The 15866-nt window shown below is 68.7% G+C and carries 20 protein-coding genes; 4 read left to right on the forward strand and 16 right to left on the reverse strand.

Translation table 11 applies throughout. The features are described 5' to 3' along the window. Positions 1-47: 47 nt before the first annotated feature. From ACTWPV_RS39410 to ACTWPV_RS39440, 7 genes are all read right to left on the reverse strand, one after another. On the reverse strand, positions 48-1373 hold the full coding sequence (locus tag ACTWPV_RS39410) for an NADH-quinone oxidoreductase subunit D (RefSeq protein ID WP_347648364.1): 1326 nt from the start codon (positions 1371-1373) through the stop codon (positions 48-50). A gap of 46 nt (positions 1374-1419) precedes the next feature. Beyond that, the gene (locus ACTWPV_RS39415) at positions 1420-2124 is read right to left on the reverse strand and encodes an NADH-quinone oxidoreductase subunit C (protein WP_347648363.1); all 705 of its coding nucleotides are present in this window, start codon (positions 2122-2124) and stop codon (positions 1420-1422) included. Continuing rightward, positions 2121-2672: a NuoB/complex I 20 kDa subunit family protein gene (locus ACTWPV_RS39420; protein WP_347617218.1), complete on the reverse strand. Its 552-nt coding sequence runs from the start codon at positions 2670-2672 to the stop codon at positions 2121-2123. Before ACTWPV_RS39420 ends, ACTWPV_RS39415 begins: the two co-directional genes overlap by 4 nt. Positions 2673-2674: 2 nt before the next feature. Continuing rightward, complete coding sequence (locus ACTWPV_RS39425; protein ID WP_132592415.1) at positions 2675-3070, reverse strand: NADH-quinone oxidoreductase subunit A; 396 nt, start codon at positions 3068-3070, stop codon at positions 2675-2677. Positions 3071-3134: 64 nt separating this feature from the next. Continuing rightward, the gene (locus ACTWPV_RS39430; RefSeq protein ID WP_443155688.1) at positions 3135-4454 is read right to left on the reverse strand and encodes a geranylgeranyl reductase family protein; all 1320 of its coding nucleotides are present in this window, start codon (positions 4452-4454) and stop codon (positions 3135-3137) included. 190 nt (positions 4455-4644) lie between these two features. After that, positions 4645-4848: a DUF397 domain-containing protein gene (locus ACTWPV_RS39435; protein ID WP_347648361.1), complete on the reverse strand. Its 204-nt coding sequence runs from the start codon at positions 4846-4848 to the stop codon at positions 4645-4647. A 110-nt stretch (positions 4849-4958) separates the two neighbouring features. After that, positions 4959-5831 (reverse strand): helix-turn-helix domain-containing protein, encoded by an 873-nt coding sequence (locus ACTWPV_RS39440; protein ID WP_443155689.1) that lies wholly within the window; start codon positions 5829-5831, stop codon positions 4959-4961. A gap of 357 nt (positions 5832-6188) precedes the next feature. On the opposite strand from ACTWPV_RS39440, the gene ACTWPV_RS39445 reads away from it, so the two are divergent. After that, positions 6189-6455 (forward strand): hypothetical protein, encoded by a 267-nt coding sequence (locus ACTWPV_RS39445; RefSeq protein WP_443155690.1) that lies wholly within the window; start codon positions 6189-6191, stop codon positions 6453-6455. A 78-nt stretch (positions 6456-6533) separates the two neighbouring features. Here the strand turns inward: ACTWPV_RS39445 and ACTWPV_RS39450 are convergent, their stop codons facing one another. Further along, the gene (locus ACTWPV_RS39450; protein WP_443155691.1) at positions 6534-7250 is read right to left on the reverse strand and encodes a demethylmenaquinone methyltransferase; all 717 of its coding nucleotides are present in this window, start codon (positions 7248-7250) and stop codon (positions 6534-6536) included. A gap of 77 nt (positions 7251-7327) precedes the next feature. Here ACTWPV_RS39450 and ACTWPV_RS39455 point away from each other — a divergent pair, with 77 nt between their 5' ends. Next, positions 7328-8533, forward strand: a complete 1206-nt coding sequence (locus ACTWPV_RS39455) for a hypothetical protein (protein ID WP_347648358.1) — start codon at positions 7328-7330, stop codon at positions 8531-8533. Here the strand turns inward: ACTWPV_RS39455 and ACTWPV_RS39460 are convergent. After that, the gene (locus ACTWPV_RS39460; RefSeq protein WP_347648357.1) at positions 8530-8748 is read right to left on the reverse strand and encodes a DUF4229 domain-containing protein; all 219 of its coding nucleotides are present in this window, start codon (positions 8746-8748) and stop codon (positions 8530-8532) included. The two genes, ACTWPV_RS39455 and ACTWPV_RS39460, sit on opposite strands and share 4 nt — an antisense overlap. 256 nt (positions 8749-9004) lie before the next feature. Between ACTWPV_RS39460 and ACTWPV_RS39465 the strand changes: the two genes are divergently transcribed. Beyond that, positions 9005-9226 carry a BldC family transcriptional regulator gene (locus tag ACTWPV_RS39465; protein ID WP_026214226.1) on the forward strand — a complete coding sequence of 74 codons (222 nt, stop codon included), beginning with the start codon at positions 9005-9007 and terminating at the stop codon, positions 9224-9226. Between the two features lie 146 nt (positions 9227-9372). On the opposite strand, the gene ACTWPV_RS39470 is transcribed toward ACTWPV_RS39465, so the two are convergent. Both ACTWPV_RS39470 and ACTWPV_RS39475 read right to left on the reverse strand, forming a co-directional pair. Beyond that, positions 9373-9615: a hypothetical protein gene (locus ACTWPV_RS39470; protein ID WP_347648356.1), complete on the reverse strand. Its 243-nt coding sequence runs from the start codon at positions 9613-9615 to the stop codon at positions 9373-9375. A 10-nt stretch (positions 9616-9625) separates the two neighbouring features. Beyond that, complete coding sequence (locus ACTWPV_RS39475) at positions 9626-10810, reverse strand: hypothetical protein (protein WP_443155692.1); 1185 nt, start codon at positions 10808-10810, stop codon at positions 9626-9628. 134 nt (positions 10811-10944) lie between these two features. On the opposite strand from ACTWPV_RS39475, the gene ACTWPV_RS39480 reads away from it, so the two are divergent. Continuing rightward, on the forward strand, positions 10945-11238 hold the full coding sequence (locus ACTWPV_RS39480; protein WP_132592429.1) for a PLD nuclease N-terminal domain-containing protein: 294 nt from the start codon (positions 10945-10947) through the stop codon (positions 11236-11238). Here ACTWPV_RS39480 and ccsA read toward each other — a convergent pair. From ccsA to ACTWPV_RS39505, 5 genes are all read right to left on the reverse strand, one after another. Next, positions 11235-12287 carry a cytochrome c biogenesis protein CcsA gene (ccsA, locus tag ACTWPV_RS39485; protein WP_443155693.1) on the reverse strand — a complete coding sequence of 351 codons (1053 nt, stop codon included), beginning with the start codon at positions 12285-12287 and terminating at the stop codon, positions 11235-11237. The two genes, ACTWPV_RS39480 and ccsA, sit on opposite strands and share 4 nt — an antisense overlap. Further along, on the reverse strand, positions 12277-13836 hold the full coding sequence (resB, locus tag ACTWPV_RS39490) for a cytochrome c biogenesis protein ResB (RefSeq protein ID WP_443155694.1): 1560 nt from the start codon (positions 13834-13836) through the stop codon (positions 12277-12279). The genes ccsA and resB overlap by 11 nt, the downstream gene beginning before the upstream one ends. Beyond that, positions 13836-14558, reverse strand: a complete 723-nt coding sequence (locus ACTWPV_RS39495) for a cytochrome c biogenesis CcdA family protein (protein WP_443155695.1) — start codon at positions 14556-14558, stop codon at positions 13836-13838. The genes resB and ACTWPV_RS39495 overlap by 1 nt, the downstream gene beginning before the upstream one ends. Next, positions 14551-15117, reverse strand: a complete 567-nt coding sequence (locus tag ACTWPV_RS39500) for a TlpA family protein disulfide reductase (protein WP_347776444.1) — start codon at positions 15115-15117, stop codon at positions 14551-14553. The genes ACTWPV_RS39495 and ACTWPV_RS39500 overlap by 8 nt, the downstream gene beginning before the upstream one ends. Positions 15118-15200: 83 nt before the next feature. Further along, complete coding sequence (locus ACTWPV_RS39505; protein ID WP_347648350.1) at positions 15201-15839, reverse strand: histidine phosphatase family protein; 639 nt, start codon at positions 15837-15839, stop codon at positions 15201-15203. Between the last annotated feature and the right edge of the window lie 27 nt (positions 15840-15866).

Consider the following 15866-nt stretch of genomic DNA (forward strand, 5'->3'; position numbering starts at 1 on the left):
ACACGTGACAAACGTGCTGTGTCCCTTTGTTCGTTCGCTGCGCTCACTCACCTGTCCACACCTCCCATGACGGGGTCGATAGATGCCACCGCGGCGATCACGTCGGCGACCTGGCCGCCCTCGGCCATCGCGGGGAAGCCCTGCAGGTTGCAGAAGGACGGCTCGCGGAAGTGCACGCGGTAGGGGCGGGTGCCGCCGTCGCTGACCACGTGCGCGCCGAGCTCGCCCTTGGGCGACTCGATGCTGGCGTACGCCTGCCCGGCCGGCACCCTGAAGCCCTCGGTCACCAGCTTGAAGTGGTGGATGAGGGCCTCCATCGAGGTGCCCATGATGTGGGCGATGTGGTCGGGCGAGTTACCGAACCCGTCGGGGCCGAGCGCGAGCTGCGCGGGCCAGCCGATCTTCTTGTCCTCGATCATCACCGGGTCGCCCTTGAGCGGCCCCGCGATGCGGTCGAGCGCCTGCTCGACGATCTTGAGGGACTCCTCCATCTCCTTCATCCGGACGAGATAGCGCGAGTACACGTCGCACCCACGCTCGGTGGGGACGTCGAACTCGTACGTCTCGTAGCCGCAGTAGGGCTGCGACTTGCGCAGGTCCCACGGCAGGCCCGCGGCGCGCAGGATCGGGCCGGTGATGCCCAGCGCCATGCAGCCGGTCAGGTCGAGGTAGGCGACGTCCTGCGTGCGGCGGACATAGACCGGGTTCTCGTCGAGGAGCTTGCGGATGTCCTTGATCCGCTTGGGCATCTCCTTGAGGAACTCGCCGACCTTGTCGACCGCGCCCGCGGGCAGGTCGACGCTCACGCCGCCCGGCCGGATGTAGGCGTGGTTCATGCGCAGGCCGGTGATGTACTCGAACAGGTCCATGACCATTTCGCGGTCGCGGTAGCCGAACAGGAACGGCGTGGTCGCGCCCAGCTCCATGCCGAAGGTGCCCATGGCCACCAGGTGCGAGGCGATGCGGTTGAGCTCCATCATCATCACGCGGATGGCCTGCGCCCGGTCAGGGATGCGGTCCTCGATGCCGAGCAGCTTCTCCACGCCCAGGCAGTAGGCGGTCTCGTTGAAGATCGGCGAGAGGTAGTCCATGCGGGTCACGAACGTGGTGCCCTGCGTCCACGTCCGGTATTCCATGTTCTTCTCGATGCCGGTGTGCAGGTAGCCGATGACGCCGCGCGCCTCGGTGACCGTCTCACCGTCGAGGGTCAGGACCAGTCGCAGCACGCCGTGCGTGGACGGGTGCTGCGGGCCCATGTTGACGACCAGGCGCTCGTCCTGCGAGTCGCGCACGCCGGACACGACCTGGTCCCAGTCGGCCCCGGTGACCGAGTAGACCTTGCCCTCGGTCGCCTCGTCATAAGCCGTGCTCACGCGTGTTCCTCCCGCCGGTCGTCAACGCTCAGCTCGACATGCTCGCTCACGCGTACGACCTCCTGTGATCGGGCGAGGGGATGGTGGCGCCCCGGTATTCCACGGGGATGCCGCCCAGCGGGTAGTCCTTGCGCTGCGGGTGGCCGTCCCAGTCGTCGGGCATCATGATCCGGGTGAGGCCAGGATGGCCGTCATAGATGATGCCGAAGAAGTCGTACGTCTCCCTCTCATGCCAGTCATGACCAGGGTAAACGCCAACGGTGGATGGAATGTGCGGGTCGTCGTCGGGGCAGGCGGCCTCGACGCGTACGCGCCTGTTGCGGGTGATCGAGCACAGGTGGATGACCGAGTGCAGCTCCTCTCCCGTCAGGTGCGGGTAGTGCACGCCGGACACGCCGAGCGAGAGCTCGAAGCGCAGCGCCGGGTCGTCACGCAGCTTCTGGCACACCTCGACCAGCCGCTCCCGCTTGACGTGCAGGGTGAGCTCGCCGCGGTCGACGACGACCCGCTCGATCGCGTCGTCGAGCGCGAGCGCGTCGACGATCTCGTCGAAGTAGCCGCCGTACGGGCGGGGCGTCGAGATCTGGGGCTGCCGGCGTACGACGAGACCGCCGTAGCCGGAGGTGTCGCCGGAGTCCGAGGCCCCGAACATGCCGTGCCTGGCGACGGGCGCCTCGGGCACCGCGGGGACCTGGGCCTCAGGCGTCTGCCCGCTGTCCGGGCTGCCAGGGAGGTTGTCGGGCGAGGTCACTTCGATGCCCCCTGGTCGATCAGCGGCAGCGTACGCAGCGCCTGCAGCTCGAGCTCGTCGATCTGCTTGGCGCGGTGCGCGCCGAACTTCATGTTCTGGATCTTGTCGTGCAGCTTCACGATCGCGTCGATCAGCATCTCGGGCCGCGGCGGGCAGCCGGGCAGGTAGATGTCGACCGGAACGATGTGGTCGACGCCCTGCACGATGGCGTAGTTGTTGAACATGCCGCCGCTGGAGGCGCACACGCCCATGGAGATGACCCACTTGGGCTCGGCCATCTGGTCGTAGATCTGGCGCAGCACGGGAGCCATCTTCTGCGAGACCCGCCCGGCGACGATCATGAGGTCGGCCTGGCGAGGAGACGCCGAAGCGCGCTCCATGCCGAAGCGCGCCAGGTCGTAGTGGGGGCCACCGGTAGCCATCAGCTCGATGGCGCAACAGGCGAGGCCGAACGTGGCCGGCCACACGGAGCTCTTACGCGCCCATCCGGCGGCCGCCTCGACGGTGCTGAGGATGAACCCGCTGGGGAGTTTCTCTTCAAGTCCCATTTTCAGTCCCAGTCCAGACCCTTGCGGCGCCACACGTACGCGTAGGCGGCGAGCACGGTGACGATGAACAGCAGCATCTCCACGAGGGCGAACAGCCCCAGGCCCGGGGCGATCGCCTGGCCCGCGTCGTTCAGCTCCGGCGCGAACGAGACCGCCCACGGATAGAGGAAGATGATCTCGATGTCGAACACGATGAAGAGCATCGCGGTGACCATGTATTTGAGCGGGAACCGTCCGCCACCGACCGGCTGGGGCGTCGGCTCGATGCCGCATTCGTAGGCGTCAAGCTTGGCGCGGTTCCAGCGCTTGGGGCCGGTGAAGGGAGCGATGGCGACCGAGAAGATCGCGAAGCCCCCCGCGAGAACGGCGAGCACCAGGATGGGCACGTAAAGGTCCATCGCTACGCCTCCTCTGGAGTCGCCGCGCGCGCGGGCGCGCAGCCGGATCTGTCAGTTGTGAGATTCATGCTGGTGGCGCGACCTTCGAGAGTGCGTTTATGATCTTGTCCGACGCATCGCCTCGCCGGTCGGTGAGATTACCAAGGAGTTTGAGCGCGAAGCGCATCAGCCTCGGGTGGGGAAGCCCGTGCCTGGTGCCGAAGCGCATCACGCCCGGCTTCCCGATCGCCTCGACGAACCATCTGCCGAGAGTGAAGTAACCACCGTATGCGTCTTTCAGCACGCGGGGGTAAGTCCGCAGGGTCCGCTCGCGCTGCGCTGGAGTGGTGCCCCTGAGGGCCTTTGCGATGATCTCGGCGGCGATCTCGCCGGTCTCCATGGCGTACGCGATGCCCTCGCCGTTGAACGGGTTGATCGAGCCGCCGGAGTCGCCCACCAGCATCAGGCCGCGCGTGTAGTGCGGCTGCCTGTTGAAGGCCATCGGGAGCGCGGCGCCGCGGATGGGCGCCGTCATGTTCTCCTCGGTGAAGCCCCAGTCGGCCGGCATCGACCGGCACCAGCGCCTGAGCAGGTCGCGGTAGTCGATGTTCTTGAACTGGGCGCTGGTGTTGAGCAGGCCGAGCCCCACGTTGGCGGTGCCGTCGCCGACGCCGAACACCCAGCCGTAGCCGGGCAGCAGCGTGTCGCCGTCCCACAACTCCAGCCACGTCTCCAGGTAGTCGTCGTCGTGGCGGGGGCTCTCGAAGTAGGTGCGCACGGCCACGCCCATCGGGCGGTCCTCGCGCTTGTGCAGGCCCATGCCTAGGGCGAGGCGGGTGCTGTTGCCGTCGGCGGCCACGACCACGCGCGCGCGGAACGTACGGCCGTCCCTGGTGGTCACGCCGACGATGTGGCCGCTGCGGTCGTCGAGCACCGGGCCGGTGACGGTGACGCCCTCCATGAGGCGCGCGCCCGTCTTCACCGCGGTGGCCGCGACGATCTGGTCGAAATCCTGCCGGGTGCGTACGAGCCCGAAGTCGGGGAAGCGCTCCAGCTGGGGCCAGTCGAGCTCGAACCGCAGGCCACCGCCCACGACACGCAGACCCTTGTTCCTGACCCAGCCGGGGGCGTCGATGTCGACCCCCATGTTGAGCAGCTGCTTGACGGCCCGCGGCGTCAGGCCGTCGCCGCAGACCTTCTCGCGGGGGAACCTGGTCTTCTCCAGGAGCAGCACGTCGAGGCCGGCCTGGGCGAGGTAGAAGGCGGCTGCGGAGCCGGCCGGGCCGGCGCCGACGACGATGACATCAGCGTCAGCTGTGCAACTGGTCGCGTCAGCGCCACTCTGTCGGCTTCGCTCTCTCGGGACGAGCTCCTGCGCTTGAGGTCGGGCTGCTGGCACGGTCACTGGACTGTCCTGTCCTACACGCTCGAAGGCCTGGGGTGTCGCGCCTTCGTTCCTTTGTGAACCCCTTCACAAACTTGTCGGCCCGAAGTCTACTGCTTTTCGTGCACATAGTGGCAGTCGGGGGGCACTTCCCGGACACGACAAGGCCCTTCGTCCTGACGAAGGGCCTTTACCTGCGTGCCGGGCGCCGTCAAACGTCGAACTCGTCGTTCCGGACCCCCTTGACGAAGGCCCGCCACTCGCCGGGGGTGAAGATCAGGGCCGGCCCGGAAGGGTCCTTGGAGTCACGGATCATGATCTCTCCGCCGGCGCCCCTGGCGAACTCGACACACTCACCTGCCGCTCCGCTGAACGAGCTCTTCCGCCAGCCATCCGACAGGACAGAACCGTTCATCGGACGGCGTCCCCCTAGCCTCAAGAGTCACTACGGTCACACTAGTGGTTGGAGGCATCGTAGAAGCGCTTGGTAACCGATTGATGACGATTACTTTCCGAAATGATCGCCTAAAGGCCGGCCAGCGAGGCGATGAAAGCCCGTGACTCCTCCTCGCTCAGGGCCTGACCCAGGAGCCCGTCGAACACCAGAGAGTACTGGAGGACCGTCTCCTCGTCTTCCGACAGCGTGAAAACGGGATGGTTCTCGAAGTAGACGGCCTCGCGGGAGATGTCCCCCAGCACCGGCATCGCGGGAAAGCTCAAAAGGATGAAGTTGGCGATGTCGGTAGGATGCGGCTGCTCCAGCGGGAGCACGCGAATGCTGACGTTCGGCATGTCGCTCATCTTCATGAGATGGCTCATCTGGTCACTCATCAGCTTGGCGTCCGCGTCGCCGAAACGCCGGCGCAGGACCGCCTCGTCGAGCACGACGGAGTAGTTGAGCGGCGGGTCCTTCATGAGCACCCGCTGCCGGCGCAGCCTCGCACGGGTCCTGCGCTCGATCTTGCCGGGCGGCGCCATCTCGACTATGCGGGCCAGGTAGCCCATGTGCTCGGCGTAGTCGCGTGTCTGCAGCAGCCCGGGGAGGCTGAAGGACCCCCAGGCCCTGACCAGGCTCGCGCCGTCCTCCAGCCCGAAGAGTTCCACGACGGCGTCGGCGAACACGTCCGCGTAGGCGTCCCACCACCCCTTGTTCTCGCCGTGGGCGAGTTCGAGCAGCAGGCGGCTGAGCTCGTCGTCGACTCCGTAGTGCTTGAGGAGCAGCGCCACGTCCTTGGCCGAAGGCGCCACCTGGCCCGTTTCGAGGCGCGAGATCTTGGAGGTCGACCAGCGTAAGGACCGCGCGACCTGTACGCCGTGGAGCCCCGCCTCCTCGCGAAGTCGCCGCAGTTCGGCGGCGAGCTTCCGGCGGCGGAGTGTCGGATTGATTTCTCCGACCACTCGGCTCCTCCCAAGGAATTCACTGATTATGCCCATTTCAACTACTGGACAATCCTCGCCGGGAAGGTCTGCTTTCGTCCCGGAAAGAGTCCCTGCCATCATCCCCGCGGGAATTGCACGGGAACGCCCTCCGGCACACCCTTAGGGTAGCCCGCCATGAAGGAATGCGGAGGAAGAAGGGAGGGGCAGATCCGGGAATTTCGGGTGCGCGAATGGGCGGATGGTCGGAACCCACCCGCCCGTAGCCGCGCTGCACCCTGACTCTGACTCAGACCAAAATCCGGAGCCGCGGACATGTCCGACAGTACACGCGGGAGCAGACAACGCAAGGGTAGCTGGGCACAATTAACCGCCGCCGTGAACAGGTGGATCTGGCGCGGGCCCAACGAGTTCGCGAGAGACAACGGCTGGGAGATCGACCAGAGGCGATGGGGCGCGCGCCACTATCGCGATCCCCGCTTCAACGCGCGCAAGAAGGAGATGATGGAGGCCGCCGCCAAGGAGGGCGACCCGGACCGCCGGAGCGACGTCCGGGCGGTCTCAGAGCCGCCGCCCAGGAGGTTCGGGAACCATCCGCAGATCCCCGTGGCGCACGACCCCGGGGCCGCCGCGGGCCTGGTCTGAGCGGTGGCGAGCCGAGATCGCGACTGGTGCTCAGGCACCGGTTCCAGGGCCTGTGCCCGCACCTCATCACCATCGAGCTCAGGCGGGCTTGAATCCCCTGTGCATGGCGACGATCCCCATCGAGAGGTCGCGCCATGCCACGCGTTCCCAGCCGGCGTCCTGGATCATGCGTGCCAGCGTCGGCTGGTCGGGCCAGTCGCGGATCGACTCCGCCAGATATTCGTAGGAGTCGTCATTGGACCCGAACACCTTGGCCACCTTGGGCAGCAACTTCATCAGATATTCGCGGTAGACCAGGTTGAACGGGGCGAACGTGACGTGCGAGAACTCGAGGATCACCAGGCGCCCGCCCGGCCTCGTCACCCGCAGCATCTCCTTCAGCGCCCGCGTGGTGTCGTGCACGTTGCGCAGCGCCACCGAGATCGTCACCGCGTCGAAGGAGTCGTCGGCGAACGGCAACCGCAGCGCGTCACCCGCGACGAACGGCACCCCCTGCCCCGTCAACGCGTTGCCGCCGTGGCGGCGCACGCCGGTGCGGAGCATGCCGAGCGAGAAGTCGGAGGCGATCGCCCGCGCGCCCAGCGAGGTGAACGCGTCGGTGGAGGTGCCCGTGCCGGCCCCCAGGTCAAGGACGATCTCCCCGGGCCCCGCGTCGACCGCGGCGGCCGCCGCCCTGCGCCAGAGCCTGACCTGCCCGAGGGAGACCACATCGTTGACGAAATCGTAACGCCGGGCGGTGCGATCGAACATCGCGGCGACCTCGTCCGGCTGTTTGTCCAACTGAGCGCGCGTCATGCCCACACCATATGGCCACCGGAACATTCAACGGAAAGTATCCACCTCATTACGCAACGTCTGCTAGAAATTGGCGAATGCTTGCCCGTCTCGCCCTTGCGGCGATCATCGCCTCGGCCCCCACCGCGCATCCTCGCGTCGTGCTGGCCGACCCGATCGACAGCACTCCCCACGTGCTCGACGGCATCGTCAACGCCATCGCCGTCGTGGGTCGCACCGTCGTGGTCGGCGGTGCGTTCAGCGAGGTCGCCGACGCCGCCCGCACCACCACCTATCCGCGCTCCAACGTGTTCGCCTACGACCTGGCCACCGGCCGGATCCTGGAGGACTTCGCGCCCGTCGTCCCCGGCGCCGTCCACGGCCTGGCCGCGGGCGAGCGCGGCACCGTCTACGTCGGCGGCCAGTTCTACGGCGTCAACAACGAGCCGTCCAGGGCGCTGGCCAAGCTGCGCCTCTCCGACGGCGCGCTGGTGCCCGGCTTCGCACCGCGCATCGGCGGCGGCACGGTGACCACGCTGGCCCGGCAGGGCTCCAAGCTGTACGTCGGCGGCGACTTCATCAGCCCGCGCACCGCGCTGGCCAGGCTCGACGCGGTCACCGGCGCGGCCGACCCCGACTTCGCCATCACGCCGGGCAAGCCGCTGACCAGGCAGGTGAAGGTCTACGCGCTGGCCGTCTCGCGCGACAGGCTCGCCGTGGACGGCACGTTCACCACGCTCGACGGCGCGTCCAGGCCGCAGCTCGGGCTGATCGACGTCAGCGGGCGCGTGGCCAGGGTCGCTCCGTGGCGGACCGACGTGTACGCGCGCAAGTGCATGGCCGCGTTCCCGTCGTACGTGCGCGGCCTCGACTTCTCCCCCGACGGCCGCTATTTCGCGGTGGTCACCACGGGAGGCCCGAGGGCCGGCATGTGCGACACGACCGCCAGGTTCGAGACCTACGCCAAGGGCTCGCGCATCAAGCCGACCTGGGTCAACAGCACGGGGGGCGATTCGCTCTACGCGGTCTCGGTGACGGGGGCGGCGGTCTATGTGGGCGGGCACCTGCGCTGGCTGGACAATCCGCGGGGCCGCGACTCCGCCGGCCCTGGAGCGGTGTCACGGCCCGGCATCGGCGCCATTCATCCGCGCACGGGAAAGGCCCTGAGTTGGAATCCGACGCGCGAGCGCGGGATCGGCGTGAAGGCGTTTTACGCGCATCCCACCGGACTACTTGTCGGTAGCGACACGACGAGACTCGGACGGGAGTACCATGCCCGGATTGGCATGTTCCCCCTGCCCTAGTCGTCGTGCGGCTTCGGCCGGTCGACCTTGTCGCTGATGCGCGCACTCAGGGCATCACGCTGTCTGGACAGCAGGACGTAGCTGGCTATGCCGCTGATCAAGAATGAGCAGACGATCAGCACCAGCGGGTTAGTCAGTCCGAGCAGCCACAGCACACTCAGGGTCACCAGAAACAGGCCGATCCGCGACGCGGTGTAAACGAGAACGGGACGCACGGGTTCGAGGTTACTCGGACCCGTGTCGCGGTCGCTCTTCGCATCAGACGCGAGCACTGCTACTGTCCCAGTCAGGGAGTTTCGTAAAGAAACACCCACGAGAGCCCCAAAGAGGCTCTATCATATAACAATCGGGCAGTCAGCTGATAACAACCCGTGATCTTTGTAGAAAACCACGGATAAATCAGGCTTCGCTCGACACACTGGTTACCTGTCCGCCCGCTGGCAGGAAGCGGGATGCGAGGGGGAGAGATTGGTGGAGAGTAGCAGCGAGCGTCTGCTGACCCCAGGAGAGGTTGCCGCCCTCTTCCGGGTAGACCCAAAGACGGTTACGCGCTGGGCTGCGGCAGGCCGCATCAGCAGTATCCGCACCCCCGGAGGGCACCGGCGCTTCCGCGAGTCGGAAGTCCACGCCCTTCTCCGAGGCGAGGACGTTCTCACGGCCGACAGGCCGGCAGGTGAGTCCCCGCGCGTCTGACGTTCCGTCCAGTCGGTGATCCTGTCCGCCAGGATCACCGCGGACGGGATCGACTTGTTGCGTGCTTCCCGGCCACACTTCCGTACGGTGAGCACGGGGCGGCGCCATCCGCCGACCGTGGCTGGCGCCTGTCCGTCCGTTCCCCCTCAGGCACCTTCCTGCTCGGCCTTGAAGGCCAGGAACTCGCGTTCCAGATCGTCGTTCTCCTCTTCCCAGCGCCGGCGGCGCTCGGCTGCCTCCTCCTCCGTCAGCGCCTCGGGCAGGAACGTCTCGTAATCGGGATCATCGGGCTGGAGCTCCACGTACGCGTTGCCGATCAGCCGACCGTCTTCGCTGGTCAGGCTCTGCGGCACGCGTAGCGTCCCGTCCGCGAGCCGGATGACGTACATGGTGGACCACCTAGATTCCGTAGCGCCGGTTGAAGAACAGCATGACGTCGAGCGCCATCCGCGTGTCGCCTCCGAGCATGTCCACCAGGGCGGGACGCTGGCGGGAGGCGATGGCGGCGAAGGCGTCGGCGAAGAACTCCTTGCGTCCCAGCCCGCCTCCCTGGCGGTGGAACGTCGAGGCCAGCACCGGCATGGCCGTCTCGTAGAGCCGCACGAACTCGGGCGAGTCCGATACCCACTCGCCGTGCGCCGAATCGACGTCGTCGATGGCGTGGCCGACCTCGTGCATCATCACGTCAGGAGTGGGCGAGGGACGGTCGCCCACCACGATCTTGCGGTCCCCGTACGCACCCGCGCAGATGTCCCAGGTCGCGCGGCCCGACGGTAAGGGGGCGCCGCGTAAGTAGCCCATGTCGTCGAGGTCGGGCACGCCTCCGGGGCCGACGTAGATGCCTTCGAGGCCGGCCGCGAGCTTGTCCTTGAGCCCGTCGGGCAGCCGGGCCAGGCTCTCCACCGCGTGGACGACCTCGGGGGACGGCGGCCCTCTCCGGACGTCCCACTGCCGGTGCAGGATCTGCTCCAGCCTGCCGCAGTGGCGTAAACCGTCGCCCATCGAGGGCACGTCAGGCCGGTTCGGCTGCGCCCTGGGCGGCTCCTCGTTGAGCTCGAAGTCGTACCAGGTGTAGCGGGGGCGCTCGGCCACGGCGGCCGGCAGCCGCGCGCGGCGCTCGCGCACCGTGAAGGCGTCCCACGTCACCTGGCGCTCGCGACGGCCCGGCGGCGTCCCCGCCTCCCCTTCAGGCCGGGCCCCGCGCTCCGCACTGTCACCGCCCGGCCATCCCCGCTCCGGCTGCCCGGCGATCGGCCAGGCGCCGCGCTCCGGCTGGTCGGCCCCCGGCCAGTGCCTGCGGTCCGGCTGATCGCCCCCGGGCCAGTGCCTGCGTTCCGGCTGGCCCGCGCCGGGCCAGGCCGACCGCTCCTGGCGGCCGCTGAGCTTGCCGCTGCCCGCCGGACGCCGGCGGTCCGTGCCCTTGTCTCTGGCCGCCGCGCGGGCCTCCCTGCGCCTTTCACGGGCGTTGGACCAGAACGAGCGCTCGGAGTCGGGTGGCGCCTCGCCGCGCCGGGAGAAGAGGTAGGAACCGCGCCGCCACCAACGTCCGCGTCGATGCCGGCCCTTGTCGTGAGAAAAGGCCATCGCACCCCTCAACGCCGTGAAGCCCATGCAGACCGGCACATCGGGTTCCACCGTACGACGTCGATCTTCTCCTAGTCACCCGAAATGGGACATCAAGCGGCACGATCACGCTGAGGATGGCTTACAGTTCGGGCATGGCAGGTGTTCTTATCGGCCTTGGGCTGCTCGCCTTCTGGCTCTTCTCCCTCTTCGACGTGGTGACCACGCCGGAAGACGAAGTTAGGAACGTACCAAAAGCGCTCTGGATCCTGATAGTCGTGCTGATCCCGCTGCTCGGCGGCCTGGTGTGGATGGCCCGTGGCCGCCCGCGGGCCCCACGGGCGGCATGGCCCGTCCCCCCGGGCCCCGGCACGCCGAAGGGACCGGACGACGACCCCGACTTCCTCCGTGATCTCGACCGCCGCATGCGCGGTGACGACGTCAGCTAGTCCACGTCGGCGTAGCTGTGCAGGCCCTCGAAGAAGATGTTGACCCCGACCAGGTTGAACAGGAGGCAACCGTACGCCACCAACTGCACGATCGTCGCCGACCTCCCGCGCCAGCCGGCCGTCACCCTGGCATGCAGGTAGGCGGCGTAGCCGATCCACGTGATGAACGACCACACCTCCTTGGGGTCCCAGCCCCAGTAGCGGCCCCACGCGCGGTCGGCCCAGAGAGCGCCCGCGATGACGGCGAACGTCCACACCGGGAAGGCGAGCACGATCGCCCGGTGCGCCACCCGCTCCAGGTCGGCGCGGGCCGGCAGCCGCGAGAGCCCGTCGCCGCGCAGGAGGTAGAGCACGCCTGACACCCCCGCGATCGTGAACAGGCCGCTGGCGATGATCGCGGCGGAGACGTGGATGGCGATCCAGTACGAGTCGAGCGCCGGCACCACCGGCCCCGCCGTGGTGTAGAAGGTCTTCACCGCGAGGCCGAGACCGAGCGCAGCGGTGACCATGACGAAGGAGCCGAGGAAGCGCACGTTGGTGCGCACCTGGGTGAGCAGGAACGCGGTCACGGCGGCGAAGCAGATGGCCACCACGAACTCGTACATGTTGCCCCAGGGCCACCGGTCGGCGGCCAGGCCGCGGGTGGCGATGGCGCCGAGGTTCGCGGCCCAGCCGAGCCACGCGAGCGCCAGGGCGGCCGTACCGGCCCTGACCGCGGTTCTCGACTGCGGCGCGCCGCCGTCCCGAGCCGTCGCGGCGACGTCTCCTCCGGGCGCCGTCGCGTCGTCGCCCGCGTCCACGTGGTCACCCGGGAGCCCCGTGACCGCGTCGCGGCCCGGCGCCCCGTCAATGGCCCCGTCACCAGCTGTGGCGCCGACCGTGACCGGCTTCCTGGCGGCGAGCGGGCCGGCCGCGGACCGCGCGGCCGCACCGGGACGGGCCCGGCCGAAGGCGAGCTCGATCGCGAACCCGATCATCGCGACGACGTAGAGCAGGACGGCGGCGACGACGAAAAGGTCGCTCAGCTCGGCGAGTTGCTCAGCGGACATCCTTTTCTCCTGCTGATAGATCCTTGACGATGTCGGCGAACTCCTCGGTGAAGCCCGCCGCGGAACCCTCTGTGCGGGTGAGGCCGCCCACCTCGACCTTGCCGCCCTCGATCCTGACGAACACCCTGCGCCGCCTGATCATCAGCGACAGGGCGATGGCGACGACGGCGGTGCCGCCCGCCACCAGCGCGGGAATGCGGCCGGGGTCGTAGGTCGTCTGGAGCGTGATCCACTCCTTGACCCCGGTGAACTCGATCGTGCCCACGCCACCCGGCAGGTCGACCGACTGGCCCACGGCCAGCGGCCTGGGCGTGTCGGAGGCCATGAGCAGCGGGTTGAGCTTCTTCATCACCTCGGGCGGCGCCAGCTCGTAGACCGACTGCGGCCGGCCCGAGCGCACGCCCAGGTCACCGGAGAAGGCTCCGAGCACCTGCACCTCGGGGTTGAGCTCGCCGGGGAAGGCGGAGACGTGGCTGCCGTCGGTCAGCGGCACGCTCGTGGGCAGGAAGCGCAGCAGGAAGCCCAGCTGCTCCGGCTGCGCGTCGGGCGCCTTGACCACGCATCCCGAGGTCATCGTGGCCTTGTCCTCGATGAGGCACGGGACGGGCCCTTCGAAGGCCACCTGGCCCTTGCCGTCGGTCACCCTGAAGATGGGGGCGTAGCCGTTGCCGATCAGATAGGTCTGGGTGCCGCCGACGTCGAGGGGCTCGTTGACCTTGAGCTCGTAGTCGCGGGCGGGTGCCTCGGGCGAGTCGTTGACCTTCAGGCGGGCCGCGTAGTCGAGCACCTGGCCCTTCCTCTCGCCCGTGACCTGGTAGGAGACCTTGAGGTCGGCCAGCTCGAAGGAGAACGGCTCCAGCGACTCGGCCGACACCTGGCTGCCGGGCATGAACCGGTCGTAGGCGGCCACCGTGTTGGCGAACCCGTCGCCCTCGACGACCAGGACGTTGCCCCGGTAGCCGAAGAGCGAGCCGGCGCCGATCGCGATCAGGATGCCGAGCAGGGCGACGTGGAAGAACAGGTTGCCCGTCTCGCGCAGGTAGCCCTTCTCCGCCGACACCCAGCCGTCGCCGGTGGCGACCCGGAAACGCATCTTGCGCAGCCGCCGGGCGGCCTGCTCGACCGTGAGGTCGCCGTCGAACGTGGCGGAGTGCGGCAGCCTGGACGGCCGTTTCGGCGCGGCGGGCGGCTTGCGGCGCAACTCGCGCAGGTAGGTCGTGGTGCGCGGGACGATGCAGCCGATGAGCGAGGTGAACAGCAGCAGGTAGACGGCGGCGAACCAGGTCGAGGAGAACACCTCGAAGAGCTGGAACCTGTCGTACCACTCGGCGAGGGCCGGGTTCTGCTCGTAGAGCGTGGCCACCTTGCCGGGCTCGACGCCGCGCTGCGGCACCACCGAGCCGGGCACGCTGCCGAGGGCCAGCAGGAACAGCAGGATCAGCGCCGTACGCATCGAGGTGAGGGTGCGCCATCCCCAGCGCAGCCAGCCCACCGGCCCGAACCCGGCCGGCCTGGGCGAGCGCGGCTTCTCCAGCTCCTGGACGCTCATCAGATCACCGGCTCGAAGGCGCCGATCAGACCCTGCATGGCCGCGATCATCTCTCCCCAGAGCCCGGTCACGAGCAGCACGCCGACGGCCACCATCATGCCGCCGCCGACCCTGGTGATCAGGCGCGAGTGTTTGCGGATGGCCCGGAACGTACGCAGGGCCTTGCTGTAGGCGAGCGCCGCCCCCACGAAGGGCAGCCCGAGCCCGAGCGCGTACGCGACCGCGAGCAGCGCCCCACGCCCGGCGCTGCCCTCGTTGAGCCCGAGCGCCAGCACGACGGCCAGCGTGGGCCCGATGCACGGGGTCCACCCTAGCCCGAACACCACCCCGAGCAGCGGCGCGCCCGCCAGCCCCGCGGACGGCACCCGGTGGATGCGCACGTCGCGCATCAGGCCGGGCACGACGCCCAGGAACGCGAGTCCCAGCAGGATGGTGAGCACGCCGAGCACCCGTGTGATGATCTCGGCGTTGCCGAGCATGACCGACCCGAGCCCGCCGAACAGCGCCCCGCTGAGCACGAAGACCAGCCCGAACCCGGCCACGAACAGGACCGTGCCGAGCACCAGCCGCCCGCGCCTGGGGTCGGCGCTCATGCCGGTCACGTAGGACAGGTAGCCGGGCACCAGCGGCAGCACGCACGGCGACAGGAACGACACCACCCCGGCGAGCACCGCGATCGGCACCGCGAGCAGCAGCGAGCCCGAGGCGACGACGTCATTCATCGCGCACCTTGGTCACCGCGTTGAGCAGGTCGGTGTACTTCACCGCGCCCAGCGCCCTGGCCGCGATCCGGCCCTGCTCGTCGATGATCAGCGTGGACGGGATGGCGGCCGGCGGCACCGTGCCCTGGAAGGCCAGCGCGACCTTGCCGGGCTGGTCGAAGATGTGGGGGTAGCCGGTCTTCTCGGTGCGCTCGAAGGCCAGCGCGTCGGCCTGGCGGTCCTTGAAGTCGACGCCGAGGAACTCGACCCCGCTGTCCTTGGTCTTGGCGGCGACCTCCTTGAGCACGGGCGCTTCGGCCCGGCACGGGCCGCACCACGAGGCCCAGAAGTTGAGCACCACGACCTTGCCCTTATGCGCGGCGAGCGATGCGGTGCCCCCGTCGAGCGTGGGGCCCTCGATCGCGGGCGCCGGCTTGCGCTCGCCCGCCTCGAACACCTGCATCTTCCCGTCGCCCGCGACGAAACGGGTGTCACCCGCCTGCGGCTGGCCGCTCTGATTGCCCGCGCAGCCGGCGACCGTCGCAGCCAGGAGAACGAGAAGGATGGACTTGGTGCGCACGGAGGAAGATCTCCTTGTACTACAACCGGTAGAGCTTGCAACTCTACCGGCGGCGCCGCCCACCCCGTACATCGGGGAGCGCCTCAGGCTCCGGGGACGGAAGGGCCGGGATCGAGCGAGCCGGCCGGCTCGCTGTAGCCCACGCTGACCAGACGATCTCCGTCGAACGTGAATGTGGTGAGGCTGGCCAGCGCGCACTGCCTGCGCCGGGGATCGTGCCAGAGCCTGCGCCGCTCGGCGGCCATCCTGATCGCCCAGATGGGGAGTTGGTGGCTGACGAGCACCGTCTCGTGCCCGCGCGCCGCCGCCCTGGCGTCGTCGATCATCGAGCGCATGCGCTGGACGATGGCCGGATAGGACTCGCCCCATGACGGGCGGAGCGGATTCCAGAAATAGCGGTAGTTGCGCGGGTTGCGCAGCAGCGCCAGGCCGGGCCCCGAGATGCGGCCCTCCAGCAGGTTGCCGGCCTCGATCAGCCGGACGTCCTGCGTGATCTCGAGGCCCAGCTTGTCGGCGAGCGGCGTCGCCGTCTCCATCGCCCGCTCGAGCGGCGAGCTGTAGACGGCGACGATGTCACGGCCGCCGACCGCCTTGGCGACCGTCTCGGCCATGAGCCGGCCGGTCTCCGACAGGTGGTAGCCGGGCAGCCTGCCGTAGAGGATGCCTTTGGGGTTGTGCACCTCACCGTGACGCAGAAGGTGGACGACGGTCATTTCAGCCATGGTGTGGCACAGCCTATCCGCTCGGTC

This window comes from Nonomuraea sp. KM88, assembly GCF_052245635.1.
In the GTDB taxonomy this organism is placed as follows: Bacteria; Actinomycetota; Actinomycetes; order Streptosporangiales; family Streptosporangiaceae; genus Nonomuraea.